At 60.0% G+C, this 18,645-nt stretch carries 17 protein-coding genes; 13 read left to right on the forward strand and 4 right to left on the reverse strand.

The window, feature by feature from the left end; translation table 11 throughout:
• The first annotated feature begins 2 nt into the window (after positions 1-2).
• Together QTL94_RS00440 and QTL94_RS00445 are read left to right on the forward strand one after the other, a co-directional pair.
• Complete coding sequence (locus QTL94_RS00440) at positions 3-938, forward strand: lipid A biosynthesis lauroyl acyltransferase (protein WP_289800226.1); 936 nt, start codon at positions 3-5, stop codon at positions 936-938.
• 174 nt (positions 939-1,112) lie between these two features.
• Positions 1,113-1,832, forward strand: a complete 720-nt coding sequence (locus tag QTL94_RS00445) for a PAS domain-containing protein (protein ID WP_113521233.1) — start codon at positions 1,113-1,115, stop codon at positions 1,830-1,832.
• On the opposite strand, the gene QTL94_RS00450 is transcribed toward QTL94_RS00445, so the two are convergent.
• Positions 1,833-2,186, reverse strand: coding sequence for a VOC family protein (locus QTL94_RS00450; RefSeq protein WP_289800227.1), 354 nt, complete (start codon positions 2,184-2,186; stop codon positions 1,833-1,835).
• Between the two features lie 3 nt (positions 2,187-2,189).
• Entirely contained in the window at positions 2,190-2,588 is a 399-nt protein-coding gene (locus QTL94_RS00455) for an SRPBCC family protein (RefSeq protein ID WP_065694018.1), read from the reverse strand.
• Positions 2,589-2,795: 207 nt separating this feature from the next.
• Here QTL94_RS00455 and gnd point away from each other — a divergent pair, with 207 nt between their 5' ends.
• The gene (gnd, locus tag QTL94_RS00460) at positions 2,796-4,247 is read left to right on the forward strand and encodes an NADP-dependent phosphogluconate dehydrogenase (RefSeq protein WP_289800228.1); all 1,452 of its coding nucleotides are present in this window, start codon (positions 2,796-2,798) and stop codon (positions 4,245-4,247) included.
• Between the two features lie 79 nt (positions 4,248-4,326).
• Here gnd and QTL94_RS00465 read toward each other — a convergent pair whose 3' ends face one another.
• Together QTL94_RS00465 and QTL94_RS00470 are read right to left on the reverse strand one after the other, a co-directional pair.
• Positions 4,327-4,884, reverse strand: coding sequence for a cysteine hydrolase family protein (locus QTL94_RS00465; RefSeq protein ID WP_289800229.1), 558 nt, complete (start codon positions 4,882-4,884; stop codon positions 4,327-4,329).
• A 58-nt stretch (positions 4,885-4,942) separates the two neighbouring features.
• Positions 4,943-5,983 carry a LacI family transcriptional regulator gene (locus tag QTL94_RS00470; RefSeq protein WP_065694015.1) on the reverse strand — a complete coding sequence of 347 codons (1,041 nt, stop codon included), beginning with the start codon at positions 5,981-5,983 and terminating at the stop codon, positions 4,943-4,945.
• A 453-nt stretch (positions 5,984-6,436) separates the two neighbouring features.
• Here QTL94_RS00470 and QTL94_RS00475 point away from each other — a divergent pair, with 453 nt between their 5' ends.
• From QTL94_RS00475 to QTL94_RS00520, 10 genes are all read left to right on the forward strand, one after another.
• Positions 6,437-7,672: an ABC transporter substrate-binding protein gene (locus QTL94_RS00475; RefSeq protein ID WP_113365203.1), complete on the forward strand. Its 1,236-nt coding sequence runs from the start codon at positions 6,437-6,439 to the stop codon at positions 7,670-7,672.
• A 210-nt stretch (positions 7,673-7,882) separates the two neighbouring features.
• Positions 7,883-8,788 (forward strand): carbohydrate ABC transporter permease, encoded by a 906-nt coding sequence (locus QTL94_RS00480; protein ID WP_065694012.1) that lies wholly within the window; start codon positions 7,883-7,885, stop codon positions 8,786-8,788.
• Positions 8,789-8,792: 4 nt separating this feature from the next.
• Complete coding sequence (locus tag QTL94_RS00485; protein WP_246737880.1) at positions 8,793-9,719, forward strand: carbohydrate ABC transporter permease; 927 nt, start codon at positions 8,793-8,795, stop codon at positions 9,717-9,719.
• A gap of 3 nt (positions 9,720-9,722) precedes the next feature.
• Positions 9,723-10,808, forward strand: coding sequence for an ABC transporter ATP-binding protein (locus tag QTL94_RS00490; protein WP_289800230.1), 1,086 nt, complete (start codon positions 9,723-9,725; stop codon positions 10,806-10,808).
• A 124-nt stretch (positions 10,809-10,932) separates the two neighbouring features.
• Positions 10,933-13,398: a beta-mannosidase gene (locus QTL94_RS00495; RefSeq protein WP_289800231.1), complete on the forward strand. Its 2,466-nt coding sequence runs from the start codon at positions 10,933-10,935 to the stop codon at positions 13,396-13,398.
• A 42-nt stretch (positions 13,399-13,440) separates the two neighbouring features.
• Positions 13,441-14,202, forward strand: a complete 762-nt coding sequence (locus tag QTL94_RS00500; protein ID WP_183862810.1) for a sugar phosphate isomerase/epimerase family protein — start codon at positions 13,441-13,443, stop codon at positions 14,200-14,202.
• An 8-nt stretch (positions 14,203-14,210) separates the two neighbouring features.
• The gene (locus tag QTL94_RS00505) at positions 14,211-15,344 is read left to right on the forward strand and encodes a Gfo/Idh/MocA family protein (protein WP_289800232.1); all 1,134 of its coding nucleotides are present in this window, start codon (positions 14,211-14,213) and stop codon (positions 15,342-15,344) included.
• Positions 15,345-15,412: 68 nt separating this feature from the next.
• Positions 15,413-16,444 carry an L-glyceraldehyde 3-phosphate reductase gene (gene mgrA, locus QTL94_RS00510; RefSeq protein WP_289800233.1) on the forward strand — a complete coding sequence of 344 codons (1,032 nt, stop codon included), beginning with the start codon at positions 15,413-15,415 and terminating at the stop codon, positions 16,442-16,444.
• 97 nt (positions 16,445-16,541) lie between these two features.
• Positions 16,542-18,155, forward strand: coding sequence for a glycoside hydrolase family 43 protein (locus QTL94_RS00515; protein WP_289800234.1), 1,614 nt, complete (start codon positions 16,542-16,544; stop codon positions 18,153-18,155).
• A 162-nt stretch (positions 18,156-18,317) separates the two neighbouring features.
• Positions 18,318-18,632, forward strand: a complete 315-nt coding sequence (locus tag QTL94_RS00520; RefSeq protein ID WP_065694005.1) for an RcnB family protein — start codon at positions 18,318-18,320, stop codon at positions 18,630-18,632.
• Positions 18,633-18,645 lie beyond the last annotated feature (13 nt).

Consider the following 18,645-nt stretch of genomic DNA (forward strand, 5'->3'; position numbering starts at 1 on the left):
CGTTGAAGCTCTTCATCACCCGGATCGTCCTCAACCTTGAGCATTTCCGCCAGTGGCTGATTGCACAGGGGATGTTCGGCTTTCTGAGTTTCCTCAAGCTCTTTCCCGCCGATGGCTCGATCCGTTTCATCGATTGGCTGATGCGCAAGATCGGTCCGCGGTTTGCGCGTCACAAGCTGATGCTTGTGAACCTTCGAAACGCTTTCCCGGAGAAGACCGACAAGGAAATCGAGGACATCGCCGTAGCGAGCTGGGGCCATATGGGCCGGCTTGCAGCGGAGTATGTTTTCCTCGACCGTTTGTTCGACTTCGATCCCGCGCGGACAGAGCCGGGCCGGGTGGAAGTATCGGGCATCCCGATCTTCATGGACCTACTCGAAAATCGGCGCCCCTTTATCGTTTTTACCGGCCATACCGGCAACTTCGAGCTTCTGCCGGTGGCTGGCGCTGCCTTTGGCCTGTTTGTGACGGTGCTCTTTCGCCCGCCGAACAATCCTTACGTAGCGAAGAAAGTCTTCGATTTCCGTAGCGCGCGGATGGGCAAGCTGGTGCCGTCGCATGCCGGCTCCTCCTTCGCGCTGGCCCGCCAGCTAGAAGCCGGGCAGGGCGTCGGCGTGCTGGTCGACCAGAAGTTCGGCAAAGGATTGAGAACGAAGTTCTTCGGCAGGCCGGTCAAAACCAATCCGCTTCTTGGCAAGCTGGTGCGCCAGTTCAATTGCGACGTCTATCCGGCCCGCTGCATTCGTTTGCCTGGAAACCGCTATCGTCTCGAGATCGAGCCAAAGCTCGAAATGCCACGCCTCGAAAACGGCAACCTGGATCTGACAGCAACCGCCCAGCTATTGAACGACAAGGTTGAGAGTTGGGTGCGAGAGTATCCAGAACAATGGCTCTGGTATCATGACCGCTGGAAGATCAAGAAGCAGGTCTTGAAGTAAGTCTGACGCTTACATCTTGTCATTGAAAAATTCCGGTGCGTTCTTCATTGAATATGAAGGTGCATCATGTTAGCCCTTTCCATCAAGGCGAGTGCACGCGGTTTCGCTTTGCGTTTTGCGCGGCCTCGGCTGAACTCGAAAGCATTTCCTGTCGGAAGTGGCATTGGGGGCATTTTGCTGGGGCTTTTTCAGGCGTTTTCGCTACGATGCGCACAGATCGATGAAGCAATCAGACGCGGCGACGACGCCCGCGTCAATCGCCTCGATTATTCCATTGTCATGCTTATCGATGCCATCGTCGCCTACAAGGCAAACGATCCGCTTGAAGTTCACATGCAGCTACAATTTGTAAGCTGCCTTATCGATCAGTATGCCGACGATAGCGACACGGTTCGTGAATACGTCACGCTGCTCTCGAATTTGATGGAGCAGTATTTCGCAAGCCCTGTGCCGCGCTGGCAGATGCCTGCGCGCGATGGGCAGCCGGCGGCGCAACCTGATGGCTACGTGCCGAATACGGACAACGGCAATTTTCTCAACGCGGCGATCCTTGAGGGACTGCCGGATCGCGTGGCGGTGCTGACGAAGGACTATCGCTACCTCTATTCGAACACGGCGAATTCGGCATATCTCGGCAAGAAGCCGATCGAGATGATCGGTCGTCACATTATCGAATTTATCGGGGAAGCGCGCTTTACCGACGGTGCGAAGGCCCGGTTGGACGATTGCTTTGCAGGTCAGTCGGTCGCCTATTCCTACGATCGCAACGACGGCGCAACCGTCCGCCAGGTCCGCTGCCGGATGTCGCCATTGCGCGACGCCTCCGGAAGCGTTTTCGGTGCCCTGATCATGCTGGAAGATATCGGGACACGCCAGGCGACGCTCGCGGCCTGATCAGGCCTTCGTCCAGACAGCCAGTTCATAGCCGTCGGGGTCGCTGAAGTGGAAGCGACGCCCGCCTGGGAAAGCCGTAATCGGCCGGACAATCCTGCCGCCGGCCTTTTCGACGCCCTGCTGCGCGGCCTCCAGATCATCCGCGTAGAGAATCACCAGCGGTCCACCCGGACGGGGAACCGCGAGGTTGGTAAAGCCGCCCTTCAGCCGCCCATCATCGAACTCGCAGTAATTGGGGCCGTAATCGGTGAAGCTCCAGCCGAACGCGCTGCCGTAGAAAGCCTTGGCGGTCTCGATGCTGCTGACATTGAACTCGACATAGTCGATCCTGAGATCGTTGTTGGATGTCGCCATTACCTATTGCTCCATCAGTATTTTCAGCGTTTCCAGATCGCGCGCCACATGAGCACCATCGGCCTCGAATTGTTCATCGGTCATGCCCGGCAAGCGCAGCAACGTGAATATGATCTCGCATCCGGTATCGTTGGGCACGATCCGCAACGCATTATAGACCCGCAATCCGCTCTCGATCGTCACCGTGTGATCGATGACACCGAATTCGTTGTGGGGCACGAAGCTCACCTTCACGGTGCCGAGCACACCGTGCGCGAGCCAATCGTCTCCATCACGCTCTAGGCCGGATGCGAGGCCGGATGCCCAGAGCGGCATGTTTTCGGGTGCCGCGGCAAAAGCATAGACGTCACGCCACGGCCGATCGATGGAGCGGTGGACGATTCTTGCGGGCATTGTGGCCATGGCGGTCCTCGTTTGATCTGGCGATGTCGGAAGGAAATGCTGCCGGCCCTCACTGGCGTCCCACGCGTTTCGCAGCAATTTGCGGATCTCCTCCCGATCCGGTTGTGAACAATACAGCGCAATTCGAATTGGGCGCAATGCGCAGCCAATTCGAAGGCGAATCGAACTTGCCGTTTTGGCGAGACAGTGCCACAACACCGGTCCAAAATGACTCATCGGAGGTTTATCGTGGAAAAGGCAGAAATCGGGCTGATCGGCCTTGCGGTCATGGGTTCCAACCTGGCGCTCAACATCGCGGAAAAAGGGAACAAGATCGCGGTATTCAACCGTACTCCTGAGAAAACGGATGAGTTCTACGAAAGTGCGGGCGATCTGAAGAAGCAGATCATTCCCTGCAAGACGATCGAGGAGTTCGTCGAGGCGATCCGTCCGCCGCGCCCGATCATCATCATGATCAAGGCCGGTGAAGCCGTCGATCAGCAGATGGAGCTTCTGCGTCCTTACCTGTCCAAGGGCGACATCATGATCGATGCCGGCAACGCCAACTTCCGCGACACGATCGCCCGCTTCGACCGGCTGAAGAACACCGAACTCACCTTCATCGGCATGGGCGTGTCCGGCGGCGAGGAAGGGGCTCGTCACGGCCCGTCGATCATGGTCGGTGGCACCGAAGATAGCTGGAAGCGCGTCGAGCCGGTGCTGACCTCGATCGCCGCCAAGTACAAGGGTGACCCTTGTGTTGCCTGGCTCGGTAATGACGGCGCCGGTCACTTCGTCAAGACGATCCACAACGGCATCGAATATGCCGACATGCAGATGATCGCCGAAATCTATGGCATCCTGCGTGATGGTCTCGGCAAGACCGCCAAGGAGATCTCGGGAATCTTCGGCGACTGGAACAAGGGTCGCCTGAACTCCTACCTGATCGAAATCTCCGAGAAGGTGCTGGCCGCGACCGATCCGATCTCCGGCGGTGCGATGGTCGACATGATCCTTGACAAGGCCGGCCAGAAGGGCACCGGCAAGTGGTCGGCGATCGAAGCGCAGAACATGGGCATCCCGGCAACGGCAATCGAAGCGGCGGTTGCCGCCCGCAGCCTGTCGTCGATGAAGACCGAGCGCGAAGCCGCCGAAAAGATCTTCGGCAAGCCCGAATACAAGTTCCCGATCGCCTACGGTCCCGAGCTCGTCAAGGATCTGGAACTGGCGCTGTTCGCCGCCAAGATTGGCGCATATGCACAGGGCTTCGCGGTGATGGCGGAAGCCTCGCGCGAGTTCAACTGGTCGCTGCCGATGCCGACGATCGCCAAGATCTGGCGCGATGGCTGCATCATCCGTTCGCAGTTCCTCGACGAGATCACCTCGGCCTTCACCAAGGCGCCTGACGTTGCGAACCTGATCGTCACGCCTGCCTTCTCCGAGATGGTCAAGGAATCGCTGCCGGCGCTTCGCCGCGTCGTTGGTGCTGCTCTTCAGGCTGGTCTTCCGGTTCCAGCGCTGACGTCAGCGCTGACCTACTTCGACGCTTACCGCCAGGGCCGCGGCACTGCCAACCTGATCCAGGCGCAGCGCGACTTCTTCGGCGCGCACGGCTTCGACCGCCTCGACGGCAAGGACTTCCACCACGGCCCATGGGGCAGCGGTGCGGCCACGTTCTAAGGTCGGGGCTTTGAATGAATTAGGTAAGCCGGGCCCTTGGGTCCGGCTTATCTGATTGTGGTGTCGTGCTCGCTGGCGTTCAGAACTGAATATCGGCTGCGGGACGGACGAGGGTCCTGGCGTTGCCAGCGTCGAAATCGTCGAGCGTTTCATTGTGGTGTGCGACGATGTCCGCGAAATCAAGCGTGCCGGAATCAGCCGTGGTATGGCCATCGGCAACCAACGTGACATCATATCCGAGTGAGACGGCACGTCTGACCGTCGTGTCGACGCAGAATTGCGTCATGCAGCCGCCGACGACCAGATGCGTCACGCCTTTCGCCGCAAGCCTGTCCGCAAGGTCGGTCTCGAAGAACGAATCCGAGCTCTTCTTGTGAACGACAATGTCGCCATCGGTAGGGCAGAGTTCCGGCCGGATCGCCCAACCCTCCGTGCCAACCGCCAGCCGATGATCGGCAGCGCCATCGTGCTGAACGAGCAGTACCGGTGCTCTGCAGCGTTGGGCGTCAGCGCGAAGGGACTGCAATCGGGAAACCGTTTCATCAAGTGCTGCATCGATGATGGGCTGGCGCTCAGGCGAGCCCTTTCCCGACAGAATGGCATTCTGTACGTCGATGATCAGCAACGCCTTTGTCATAATCCTGCAGTTCCACTTTGGTCGCTAAAGTCACTGCGCGGTGAACTGAGCGCTGGTTTCACTGGCCTTTCCGCGACCAGACGGGCTGGCTGATGCTCTGCAGCAGTTCCGGTTCGATGCCGTCGATGCGGGCGATAACGGCCTTCGCCATTTCGCGGCCGGCGTGCCGGACGTCTTCGTAGGCCGTTATGATCTCGGGACGGATCCAGTTGAGGATCGGCGCTGACTCCTTGGAGACCATGTCGACATCGCGCCCCAGATGTTTTCCGGCGGCCTCGATGCCGGCATTGACGGCGATGGCCGCGCTACCGGCGGAGCAGACGATACCGTCAGGCGCATTTGGGGCGCGCATCATTACTTCGACGGCGTTGCGGATTTCTTCGAGCGTATTGTCGATCGTGACGCGCAGCGGCACTTCTTCGGCGCCGTAGTCATGCAGTCCTGTCTGAAAGCCGATGCGCATATGCGTGTAATAGGTCAGCTTGCTTGGCGGCTGGAGAAGGGCGATGCGCTTGCGTCCGCGCCCGACCAGCTTCTCGACGGCCTGATGGGCGAAAGCCTCGTTGTCGAAATCGTGGAAGGGGTGGGTGAGGCCGGCATCGGTGCGCCCGTGCGTGGCAAAGGGCATGTTGTGTTCGGCCAGCAGGCGGACGCGCGGGTCGTCCGGCTCTATGCGTGAGATGATGACGCCGTCAGCCGATCCCGTTTCCAGGATGTATCGCACCGGCAGCATCGGATCCTTGCTGTGGGAATGCGGCGTCACGACGATGTGGTAAGGCGTGCCGGTCAGCACTTCCGAGATGCCGAACACCATTTGGCTGCTGAAGCCCATGATCTCTTCGTCGATGCTGAGGACGAGGGCGATGACATTCGTCTTGCCGGTGCGAAGGCGCACGCCGGCGCGGTTCGGCTGGTAGCCAAGCTGGCGGGCGACCATACGCACGCGTTCCTTGGTTTCGGCGCCGATATCGGGTGCATCCTTCAAGGCGCGGGAGACCGTCGTCACGCCGAGCCCGGTCATGAAGGCAATCGTTTTCAGTGTCGGCCGTTCCCGAGTGACTTCGGAGGTCGTTCCTCCAAAATTTGCTTTGTTTTCCATGCCTCTAGGCCGTCCTGCGCGATTTGGTCCCGCTTATAGTGTCTTTTGGAAGCGCTGTAAGCCCAAAGAACGCAAAAGCGGCTCCTCCCTCAAGACGCAAAATCTGTAACGATACAGTAGAAATGTCGAGCGGTTTTTTCTCGTTGATGAAATGACTGCTCTCAATGGTTGAAATCGTCGTTTTTGCTCGGATTTTTTGCGCTTGCGAACGGGAATTTGCAGGATATCTCGATGTTTCGTGAAAAATACCATTTGAAATCAGCGTTCTATATTGCTTGTGCGTTTGCTCAGTCGACTGTTTACACCTGAGGCGACCTGTTCAAAATGAGTGCTTTTCGACAGGCATTGGTAGCAAAGCACAGTCATTGAGAAAATTTTCGAGGCTGGCTGTTGCGCCCATATATCGATTGAACTAAGTTTTTCCGGCAACGTTTCAGTGAGGGAGGAGAACTCATGAATTTTCGTTTGATGGCGGCTGCGCTCGCCGCTTCCGTCGTGCTGCCGCTCGGTGCGGCGAACGCGACCGATCTTGAAGTCACGCATTGGTGGACGTCCGGCGGCGAAGCTGCTGCCGTGGCTGAGCTCGCCAAGGCATTCGATGCGACCGGCAACAAGTGGGTCGACGGCGCGATCGCCGGCTCCGGCGGTACCGCACGTCCGATCATGGTCAGCCGCATCACCGGCGGCGACCCGATGGGCGCCACCCAGTTCAACCATGGCCGCCAGGCGGAAGAGCTTGTTCAGGCCGGCCTGATGCGCGATCTGACCGATGTCGCTACCGCAGAACACTGGAAGGACATCATTCGTCCGTCGAGCCTGCTCGACAGCTGCACGATCGACGGCAAGATCTATTGCGCCCCCGTCAACATCCACTCCTGGCAGTGGTTGTGGCTCTCGAACGCTGCCTTCAAGAAGGCTGGCGTCGAAGTGCCGAAGAACTGGGATGAATTCGTCGCTGCCGCACCGGCGCTCGAAAAGGCCGGTATCGTGCCGCTCGCCGTCGGTGGTCAGCCATGGCAGGCGACAGGCGCGTTCGACGTGCTGCTGGTCGCAATCGCCGGCAAGGACACCTTCTACAAGGTGTTCAAGGACAAGGATGCCGACGTAGCTGCTGGTCCTGAGATCGCCAAGGTCTTCAAGGCTGCGGACGACGCCCGCAAGATGTCGAAGGGCAGCAATGTCCAGGATTGGAACCAGGCAACCAATCTGGTCATCACCGGCAAGGCCGGCGGCCAGATCATGGGTGACTGGGCACAGGGCGAATTCGCGCTGGCCGGCCAGAAGGCTGGTACCGACTACACCTGCCTTCCGGGCCTTGGCGTGAACGAGATCATCTCCACCGGTGGTGACGCGTTCTACTTCCCGAAGCTGAAGGATGAAGCGAAGTCGAAGGCTCAGGACGTTCTTGCCAAGACGCTGCTCGACCCCAAGACCCAGGTTGCCTTCAACCTGAAGAAGGGTTCGCTGCCGGTTCGCGGCGACGTTGACCTCGCAGCCGCCAACGACTGCATGAAGAAGGGTCTCGAGATCCTGAAGAAGGGCAACGTGATCGAAGGCACCGACCAGTTGCTTTCGGCCGACAGCCAGAAGCAGAAGGAAGACCTCTTCTCGGAGTTCTTCGCCAATCCGTCGATGACGCCTGAAGCCGCCCAGAAGCGCTTCGCTGAAATCATCGGCTCTGCCGACTGATCGTCGCATTCCGATACTGTTGCGGTCCGGCTCCGTTTCGACGGAGCCGGATTTGCCCGGAACTCTCCGAGTGACCCGGCTGCGGCAGTGATCGAGACTGAAATGAGCCGATGAGGGCATTCAGTCTCCAGACGGGAGTGAAAAGAGGAGCTGACCGGAGACGGTCCGCGCTCTGGATCACCTAGGACTTGCGATTCAGGAGGAGTTACAATGACGGGTCAAGCGAAAGCAGGCCGGCCAAACCAGTTACTGCGCAATCTGAACTCGAAGATTGCGTCGATCCCCATGATCCTGACCGCCGTGGTCATCTTTCTCGGCGGCACGGTGTGGACGGTGTTCTACTCATTCACCAACTCGAAGCTCCTTCCACGGTTGAGCTTCGTCGGTTTCGACCAGTACAAGCGCCTCTGGGCTGCACCGCGCTGGATCGTCTCCATCGAGAATCTTGCCGTCTACGGCGTTCTCTCGCTCATCTTCAGCCTCGTCATCGGCTTCACGCTGGCGGCCCTGATGGATCAGAAGATCCGGTTCGAGAACGCGTTCCGGACGATCTTCCTCTATCCCTTCGCGCTGTCCTTCATCGTCACCGGCCTTGTCTGGCAGTGGGTGCTCAATCCCGAGTTCGGCGTGCAGTCGGTGGTGCGTTCGCTCGGCTGGACGAGCTTTACCTTCGACCCGCTCTATACGCCGAGCATTGTCATCTACGGCGTGTTGATCGCAGCACTCTGGCAGGGAACAGGCCTCGTTATGTGCCTGATGCTCGCCGGCCTGCGCGGGATCGACGAAGACATCTGGAAGGCCTCGCGCGTCGACGGCATTCCGATGTGGAAGACCTATCTCTTCATTGTCATCCCCATGATGCGTCCCGTCTTCATCACCACGCTCGTCATCATCGCGTCCGGTATCGTCAAGGTCTACGACCTCGTGGTGGCGCAGACGTCGGGTGGACCGGGCATCTCGTCGGAAGTGCCGGCCAAGTATGTCTACGACTACATGTTCCAGGCGCAGAACCTGGGGCAGGGCTTCGCCGCCTCGACCATGATGCTAATCACGGTCGCGATCATCATCATTCCATGGGCTTATCTGGAATTCGGGGGAGGGCGTAAACGTGCCTGATACCATCGCTCTCAAGACCGCCGAGGTCGCACTGGCACCGGTCAAGTCCTTCGACGGACCGAACGGCAAGAAGCCGAAGCGGGTGCTCTCGCCGCGCAACATCATGCTCTACGGCACGCTGTTCGTCGCCGCCGCCTACTACCTGCTGCCGCTCTACGTGATGATCGTCACGTCGCTGAAGGGGATGCCCGAGATTCGTATGGGCAACATCTTCTCGCCGCCGATGGAGATCACTTTCGAACCGTGGGTGAAGGCCTGGGCGACGGCCTGCACCGGCTTGAACTGCGACGGTCTTTCGCGCGGTTTCTGGAATTCGGTGCGCATCACCGTACCATCCGTCATCGCGTCGATCGCCATTGCCTCCGTCAACGGCTATGCGCTGGCCAACTGGCGCTTCAAGGGCTCGGAACTGTTCTTCTCGATCCTCGTGATAGGGGCGTTCATTCCCTACCAGGTGATGATCTATCCGATCGTCATCGTGCTGCGCGAACTCGGTATCTACGGAACGCTGACCGGGCTGATCATCGTGCACTCGATCTTCGGCATGCCGATCCTGACGCTGCTCTTCCGCAACTACTTCGCGTCGCTGCCGCAGGAGCTGTTCAAGGCCGCGCGTATCGACGGGGCAGGGTTCTGGCAGATCTTCCTCAAGATCATGGTGCCGATGTCGCTGCCGATCTTCGTCGTCGCCATGATCCTGCAGGTCACCGGCATCTGGAACGACTTCCTGTTCGGCGTCGTCTTCACTCGGCCGGAGTACTATCCGATGACCGTGCAGCTCAACAACATCGTCAATTCCGTCCAGGGCGTGAAGGAATACAACGTCAACATGGCCGCAACGATCCTGACGGGTCTGGTGCCGCTCGTTGTCTACTTCGTGTCGGGGCGTCTGTTCGTCCGTGGCATCGCCGCCGGCGCAGTGAAAGGCTGATCCATGAATTCGAGCGTATCCATCAAAGACCTTTCGCTGAATTTCGGTTCTGTCAGCGTCCTCAAGGATCTCAATCTCGAGATCAATGACGGCGAGTTCCTGGTGCTGCTCGGCTCGTCCGGTTGCGGCAAGTCGACCCTGCTCAACTGCATCGCCGGCCTGCTTGACATCAGCGAAGGTCAGATTCACATCAAGGGCAAGAACGTCACCTGGGAAGAGCCCAAGGACCGCGGCATCGGCATGGTGTTCCAGTCCTACGCGCTCTATCCGCAGATGACGGTCGAGAAGAACCTGTCCTTCGGCCTGCAGGTCGCCAAGATCCCGCAGCAGGAGATCGACAAGCGCGTGGCCCGCGCCTCGGAGATCCTGCAGATCCAGCCGCTCCTGAAGCGCAAGCCGGCCGAGCTTTCCGGCGGTCAGCGGCAGCGCGTGGCGATCGGCCGTGCGCTGGTGCGCGATGTCGACGTGTTCCTGTTCGACGAGCCGCTGTCGAACCTTGACGCGAAGCTGCGCTCGGAGCTGCGCGTCGAGATCAAGCGCCTGCACCAGTCGCTGAAGAACACCATGATCTACGTCACGCACGACCAGATCGAGGCGCTGACGCTCGCCGACCGCATCGCGATCATGAAGAACGGCATCATCCAGCAGCTCGCCGATCCGACGACGATCTACAACAAGCCGCGCAATCTCTTCGTCGCCGGCTTCATCGGCTCGCCGTCGATGAACTTCCTGCGCGGCGAGATCGCCAAGCGGGGCGATGCCACCGTATTCACCGCCAACGGCGTCGATTTCAACGTCGATGCATATGAGGCGAACGGGCCATTGCAGGCGGGCCGGAAGGTGACGCTCGGCGTGCGGCCGGAGCATATCAAGGTCAACGAGAACCTCGGCGCCGAGGTCCACGATGCCACCGTCGATATCGAGGAGCCGATGGGCGCCGACAACCTGCTCTGGCTGAAGCATGCCGGGCACACGATGTCGGTGCGCATCAACGGTGCCCGCCGCTTCAGCCCGGGCTCACAGGTCAAGCTCGGCTTCGACATGTCGCTGGCGTCGATCTTCGATGCCGAGACGGAACTGCGCCTCTAGACACTACGCTGCGGGCGGCGCCGCAAAAGCTCCGCCCGTTCTTCCAATCGGCCTTTTCGGCTAACCACATTCGGTCGCAGCCCGGTGACGGGTTCTCCCAAGAGCGGCCTGATCGGACAGTGCTATGACATCCTTGCCCACCAACGGGTTCAACCTCGACCTCTCAGGCTCGTGGAAGCTCACCTCCACGGATGGTGAAATCACCGCGCCGATCACGCTTCCTGGCGACGTGCATTCGGCCCTTCATGCCGCCAAGCTCATTCCCGACCCCTATTTCGGCCGCAACGAGGAGGTCGTGCAGTGGGTGGCGCATCGCGACTGGTCGATCGAGCGCAGCTTCACGGTATCGGAGCCTGAGGGCGACTGGTATCTCGATATCGATTATCTCGACACGGTGGCTGCCGTCTTCATCAATGGCTCGCCGGCGCTGGTCGCCGACAACAGCTTCCGCCGCTATCGGCCCGATGTCAGCAGCCATCTGAAATCCGGCGAGAACGTCATCCGCATCGTACTGCATTCCAGCATTGCGGCGGGTGCGGATCGCCAGGGCAAGCAGCCCTTCTACATTCCCTATTCGACCGGTAACTCGCCGATCCCCAACGGCAACATGCTGCGCAAGCCGCAGTGCCATTTCGGCTGGGATTGGAACATCGCGATCGCGCCACTCGGGCTTTACGGCACGATCGCGCTGCGCCGCCTCGACACCGCTCGCATCGAGCATGTGACGACACGTCAGGTGCACAATCTCGACGGTTCCGTCGATCTCAAGGTCACCGCGACGCTGTTCTCGAAGAACCCCGGTATCGTTCCCGTCCATTTCTCGCTCGACGGCGAGCGGGTGCGCCTCGATGTCGGCGTCAGCGCCGGCGAGACTGTCGTCAATCATGTGTTCGAGATCGCCAAGCCGCGCCTTTGGTGGCCTGCGGGAAGTGGCGAGCAGGCGCTTTATGCGCTGACCGTCGACCTGCCTTCCGATGCCGTCACCAAGCAGATCGGTCTGCGCACCGTCGAGCTGATCACCACGCCGGACGCTGCCGGCGCCCGTTTCGCGTTGAAGGTCAACGGTCGTGAGATCTTCTGCCGCGGCGCCAACTGGATTCCCGCCGACGCGCTGTTTTCGCTGTCGTCGCCTGACAAGACCGAGGACCTGCTGCAATCGGCCAAGTCCGCCAACATGAACATGATCCGCGTATGGGGCGGCGGCTTCTATGAGCATGATCATTTCTACGATCTTTGCGACCGGCTCGGCCTTATGGTCTGGCAGGACTTCATGTTCGCCTGCAACCTCTACCCCTCGACTGAGGACTTCCTCGACAACGTCGCGCTCGAGGTCGACTATCAGGTTCGCCGCCTGAACTCGCATCCGTCGATCGCGCTCTGGTGCGGCGACAACGAGCTGGTGGGCGCGCTCACCTGGTTCGAGGAGTCCCGCAAGGACCGCGACCGCTATCTCGTCTCCTACGACCGCCTCAACCGGGTGATCGAACAGGCGATGAAGAAGGCGGCACCCGATGCGATCTGGTGGCCGTCAAGCCCGGCATCCGGCTATCTCGATTTCGGCGATGCCTGGCATGCCGACGGCTCCGGTGACATGCACTACTGGTCGGTCTGGCACGAGAACAAGTCGTTCGACAATTACCGCTCGGTGCGTCCGCGCTTCTGCTCGGAATTCGGCTTCCAGTCCTATACCTCGCTGCCCGTCATCAAGACCTATGCCGACGCCAAGGACATGAACGTCGCGTCGCCGGTCATGGAGTTGCACCAGAAGAATGCCGGCGGCAACGAGCGTATTGCCGGCACAATGTTCCGCTACTTCCGCTTCCCGAAGGATTTCCCGAACTTCGTTTATCTCAGCCAGATCCAGCAGGGTCTCGCGATCAAGACGGCGGTGGAATACTGGCGGTCGCTGAAGCCGCATTGCATGGGCACGATCTACTGGCAGCTCAACGACACATGGCCTGTGGCTTCGTGGTCGAGTCTTGACTACGGCGGCCGCTGGAAGGCGATGCACTATCTCGTCAAGCGCTTCTTCCAGCCGGTGGCGGTCGCCGCGATCCCATCCGAAGATGGCAAGCAGATCCGTTTCTCGCTGGTCAACGACACGCTTGCGGAAGTCAGCGTCGACCTGTCGATCTCGGTTCTCGACATGAAGGGTGCGCGTAAGCATCTCAAGGATGTGCAGGCCGTGTGCACGCCGGATGCCGCCGTGACGGCTGCCAGCATCGACGTTTCCGACATTCCTGCAGGCACGCTGCTTGCCTGGCGTTTCACGGCATCGAACGGTATGGGCGGCGAGGGGCACTATGTGCACGGCACCTACAAGGCGCTGGAACTCGAGCCTGCGGGCCTGATGGTCACCCACGAATATGTAGAGGAAGACGGCTCCGTCTGCCTCAATGTCACCGCCAAGGGACTTGCGCTCTTCGTGATGATCGAGACCGACACCGACGGCAAGTATTCCGACAATGCCTTCGATCTGGCGGCGGGCGAGACGCGCCGCATCACCTTCACCCCGGCAAAGCCGCTCGAGGGCGGCGCACTACCGGATTTCCGTTTCTACGACCTGCAATCCTGTCAGTCCGTGGATTGATCCTGATTGAAATGAATGGGTACGAGGCCCGAGGAGGATAGTATGACGAAACTGAGTTTCCAGCTTTACAGCGCCCGCAACTTCCAGCCTTATTCGGCGATCTTCGAAAAGCTCGGCAAGGCCGGCTATCAGGAAGTCGAAGGTTTCGGCGGCATCTACGCCGATCTCGACGATGCCGGCCTGAACAGCCTGCGCGCAGAACTCGACAAGAACGGCTTGACGATGGCAAGCGGCCATTTCAGCCCCGATTTCCTCGACGGTGAAGTCAAGAAGTCACTGAACATCGCCAAGATCCTCGGCATGGACTCTATCTATGCGCCGCATCTGGCAGCCGAACAGCGCCCGACCGATGGTGCCGGCTGGCTGGCATTCGGCAAGCGCCTGCAGGAAATGAGCAAGCCCTACAAGGATGCGGGCTACGAGTTCGGCTGGCACAATCACGACTTCGAATTCGTGAAGCTCGCCGACGGTTCGCTGCCGATCGAGCGTATCTTCGAAGGCGCGCCTGACATTTCCTGGGAAGCGGACATCGCCTGGGTCGTTCGCGGCGGCGCGGATCCGTTTGCATGGATCGAAAAGCTCGGCTCGCGCATCACCTCTGCTCACGTCAAGGACATCGCACCCGCAGGCGAGAACAAGAACGAGGATGGCTGGGCAGACGTCGGCCACGGCACGCTGCCTTGGGCAAAGCTCATCGCTGCTCTCAAGGGTACCAAGACCAAGCACTACGTCGTCGAGCATGACAATCCGGCCGATGTCGATCGCCTGATCACCCGCTCGATCGCATCCTTCAAGACCTACTGAGGCACATCATGACCAAGGAACTTGGCGTCGGCATCATCGGATGCGGCAACATCTCCACCACCTACTTCTCGCTGGCCCCGCTCTTCAAGGGCCTCAAGATCGTCGCCTGCGCCGACCTCAATATGCAGGCGGCCGAGGCCCGCGCCGAGGAATACGGCGTCAAGGCGCAGACGATCGACGAGCTTCTCGCCAATGACGAGGTCGACGTCGTCGTCAACCTGACCATCCCGGATGCGCATTTCCCGGTTTCGAAGTCGATCCTTGAAGCCGGCAAGCACGTCTATTCGGAAAAGCCACTGGTTCTCACCCTCGAGCAGGGTGAGGAACTGCGCCGTATCGCCAAGGAGAAGAACCTCTCCGTCGGTTGCGCGCCAGATACCTTCCTCGGTGGCGCACATCAGCTTGCCCGCAAGTTCATCGACGACGGCGGCATCGGCCGCGTTACCTCGGGTGCATGCTATGTCATGAGCCCAGGCATGGAGATGTGGCATCCGAACCCGGACTTCTTCTTCCTGCCCGGCGGGGGCCCGATCCTCGACCTCGGCCCGTACTACATCGCCAACCTGATCAACCTGATCGGACCGGTGAAGCGCGTCGGCGCCATGACCTCCATGGCTTCTCCGACCCGTACGATCACCAGCGAGCCGCGCAACGGCGAGGTGATCCCGGTGAAGACGCCGACGACGATCCAGGCGATCCTGGAATTCGTCAGCGGTGCGACCGTCACGCTGACGGCAAGCTGGGATGTCTGGTCTCACCGCCATGCCAACATGGAACTCTACGGCACCGAGGGCTCGATCTACGTGCCGGATCCGAACTTCTTCGGCGGCGTCGTAGAGGCCAGCGGCAAGGATAAGGACATCAAGCCGCTCGACGGTTGGGAGCACCCCTTCGGCATCAACAACCAGGAGAGCCAGCAGGGACCGCGCGCCAACTACCGCACCGCCGGTCTCGCCGACATGGCGATGGCGATCATCGAGGGCCGCGATGCGCGTTGCTCGCTCGATCGCACGCTGCACGGCGTTGACGTCATGACCTCGATCCTGAAATCGGGCGAAGAGGGCCGGTTCATCGAGCTGACGACGACCTGCACGCAGCCGGCCGCACTTGGCATCGAAGAGGCGCAGGCGCTCTTGAAGTAAGTGCCTAAAGGTCTATGGTCCGGCGCGGGCGACGAGCCCGCGCCGTTTCTATACGAGGGATGAATACTATGAGCTGGCAACCGGCTTCCGACCGCTATTCAAAGATGAAGTACAATCGCACGGGCCGTTCCGGCCTGAGGCTGCCGGCCGTTTCGCTCGGCCTCTGGCATAATTTCGGCGGCGACACGCCACATGACCGCAAGATCGACATGTGCCGCACGGCCTTCGATCTCGGCATCACCCATTTCGACCTCGCCAACAACTATGGTCCGCCTCCCGGCAGCGCCGAAACCGCCTTCGGCGAGATCCTGCGCACGGAATTTGCCGGCCTGCGCGACGAACTGATCATCTCGTCCAAGGCTGGCTACGACATGTGGCCGGGCCCTTATGGCGAGTGGGGCAGCCGCAAGTACCTGATCGCTTCGTGCGATCAGAGCCTGAAGCGTATGGGTCTCGACTATGTCGACATCTTCTATTCGCATCGCTTCGATCCGGATACGCCGCTCGAGGAAACCTGCGGTGCGCTCGATCATATCGTTCGCTCCGGCCGTGCGCTCTATGTCGGCATTTCGTCCTACAATTCGCAGCGCACCCGCGAAGCCGCTGCGATCCTGAAGGACCTCGGCACGCCCTGCCTGATCCACCAGCCGAGCTATTCCATGCTCAACCGCTGGGTCGAGGACGACAAGCTGCTCGATGCGCTCGACGACGTCGGCATGGGTTCGATCGTGTTCTCGCCGCTGGCGCAGGGCATGCTGACCACGAAGTATCTCGGCGGCATTCCTGGCGACAGCCGCGCGGCCCAGAACCACTTCCTGAAGAAGGACTTCATCCGTCCTCAGATCATCGACAACATCCGCAAGCTGAATGAGATCGCGGAACGCCGCGGCCAGACGCTGGCGCAGATGGCAATTGCCTGGGTGCTGCGCGGCGACCGCGTGACCTCGGCGCTGATCGGCGCCAGCCGCTCGTCGCAGATCGTCGATTGCGTCAAGGCGCTCGACAATCTCGACTTCACGGCAGAAGAACTCAAGGAAATCGATGTCTACGCCCGTGAGGCTGACATCAATCTGTGGGCCAAGTCTGCAGAACGCGAATAAACCGAAGCGCCCGGAATGACCTTCCGGGCGTTTTTTTGATTGAGTCTGATGTACGTGCGGCAAGCTGCCTGCTTATTTCAGGGAGGAGATTTCACCCATGATCCGTAACCCGATTCTGCCGGGCTTCAACCCGGATCCATCCATCTGCCGCGTTGGGGACGACTACTATATCGCCACGTCGACCTTCGAATGGTATCCCGGTGTCCAGATCCATCACTCACGCGATCTCGTGAACTGGACGATGGTGCGACGACCGCTGGAGCGCCAGTCGCAGCTCGACATGCGCGGCAATCCCGATAGCTGTGGCGTCTGGGCGCCCTGTCTTTCCTATGCCGACGGGCTGTTCTGGCTGGTTTATACCGACGTCAAGCGCTTCGACGGCAACTTCAAGGACGCGCACAACTACATCGTGACCTCGCCAACCATCGAAGGCGAATGGTCTGAGCCCGTTTATGTGAATTCCTCCGGCTTCGACCCGTCGCTGTTCCATGACGATGACGGTCGCAAGTGGTTCATGAACATGCAGTGGAACCACCAGACCGAGAGCTTCGGCGGCGCGCCGAAATCGCCCGCCTTCGACGGCATCCTCATGCAGGAGTGGGACGCATCCACGAAATCGTCGAAGGGGCCGATCAAGAACATCTTCGCCGGCAGCCCGCTCGGCCTTGTCGAAGGGCCGCATCTCTTCAAGCGCAACGGCTATTACTACCTGACGACCGCAGAGGGCGGCACCGGCTACGATCATGCGGTGACGATGGCGCGGTCGCGTGACATCGACGGTCCCTACGAGATGCACCCGAAGATGCACCTCATCACCTCCAAGGACAATCCGGAAGCGATCCTGCAGCGGGCAGGACATGGGCAGTATGTGGAGACCACGGATGGTCAGGTCTACCACACGCATCTTTGTGGTCGCCCGATGCCGCCGAAGCGCCGTTGTACGCTCGGCCGTGAAACCAGCCTGCAGAAATGCGTCTGGAAGGACGACGGCTGGCTCTATCTGGAAAACGGCACCACCGTTCCCGATGTCACCGTTGCGGGACTGAACGACGCGGTTCCGGTCGAGAAGCCTGTCAGGACCGAATACAGCTTCGATGGCGGCAAGCTGCCGTCTGACTTCCAGTGGCTGCGTACGCCGAAGCCGGAGCGCATCTTCAACCTGATCGATCGTCCCGGTCATCTCCGGCTCATTGCCCGCGAAAGCGTTGGCTCGTGGTTCGAGCAGTCGCTGGTCGCCCGGCGCCAGGAGCATCACAGTTTCCGGGCCGAAACGGTAGTGGAGTTCGATCCCGATACCTATCAGCAGGTCGCCGGCCTGACCCACTACTATAACCGGCACAAGTTCCACGCGGTTGCCGTCACCCTGCATGAGAAGCTGGGCCGCTGCGTCACGATCCTTTCCTGCAATGGCGATTATCCGCACGGCCGCCTCGACTTCCCGGCTGGCAGTGGCGTTGCACTTCCTGCTGAGGGGCGCGTTCAGCTGTCCATGGAAATCCGTGACAATGATCTGCAGTTCTTCTGGCAGACGGAAGGCAAGGGCGCCTGGCAACCGATCGGGCCGGTGCTGGATGCCGGTGTTGTCTCTGACGAGGGCGGACGCGGCGAGCATGGATCGTTTACCGGTGCATTTACCGGCGTCTTTGCCTTCGATACCTCAGGTCGCGCAAAGACGGCTGATTTCGACTGGTTCAATTACGAGGAACTGTGACTGACCGGCGACATCGCCTGGAATTGCAGGCGATGTCGCATCTTCTAATTTAATATTGTCTTTTAAGCATGTGTTTTCATTACGGAAGTTTAATCAAACTTTCAGTTTCGGTTCATCATTTCGGGGCTAGTTTCCGGACGTGTTCAACACGAGGAAACCCCAATGAAAAAGATCTTCGCCGTTCTCCTGTCCGCTTCGTTCCTGGCTGCACCGCTGGTCGCGGCGACTGAAGCCAGTGCCCAGGATCACCGGCGCCCTGTCGTCGTTGAGCGGGACGTCCACGTCACGAAGTACAAGTGGTCCCGCGGCCACCGCATGACGCCGGCAGAGCGGCGCCATGTGCAGGATGTTCGCGACTACCGCCGTTATCGGCTGTCGCCTCCGCCACATGGCTACCGCTGGGTGCGTGCCGATAACGACTATCTGCTGATCGGGATCAACAACGGTGTAATCTCCAACATCATCATCGGCCGCTGATCGGCGATCCGAT

The sequence above is a fragment of the Rhizobium sp. S96 genome (assembly GCF_030382195.1).
GTDB lineage: Bacteria > Pseudomonadota > Alphaproteobacteria > Rhizobiales > Rhizobiaceae > Rhizobium.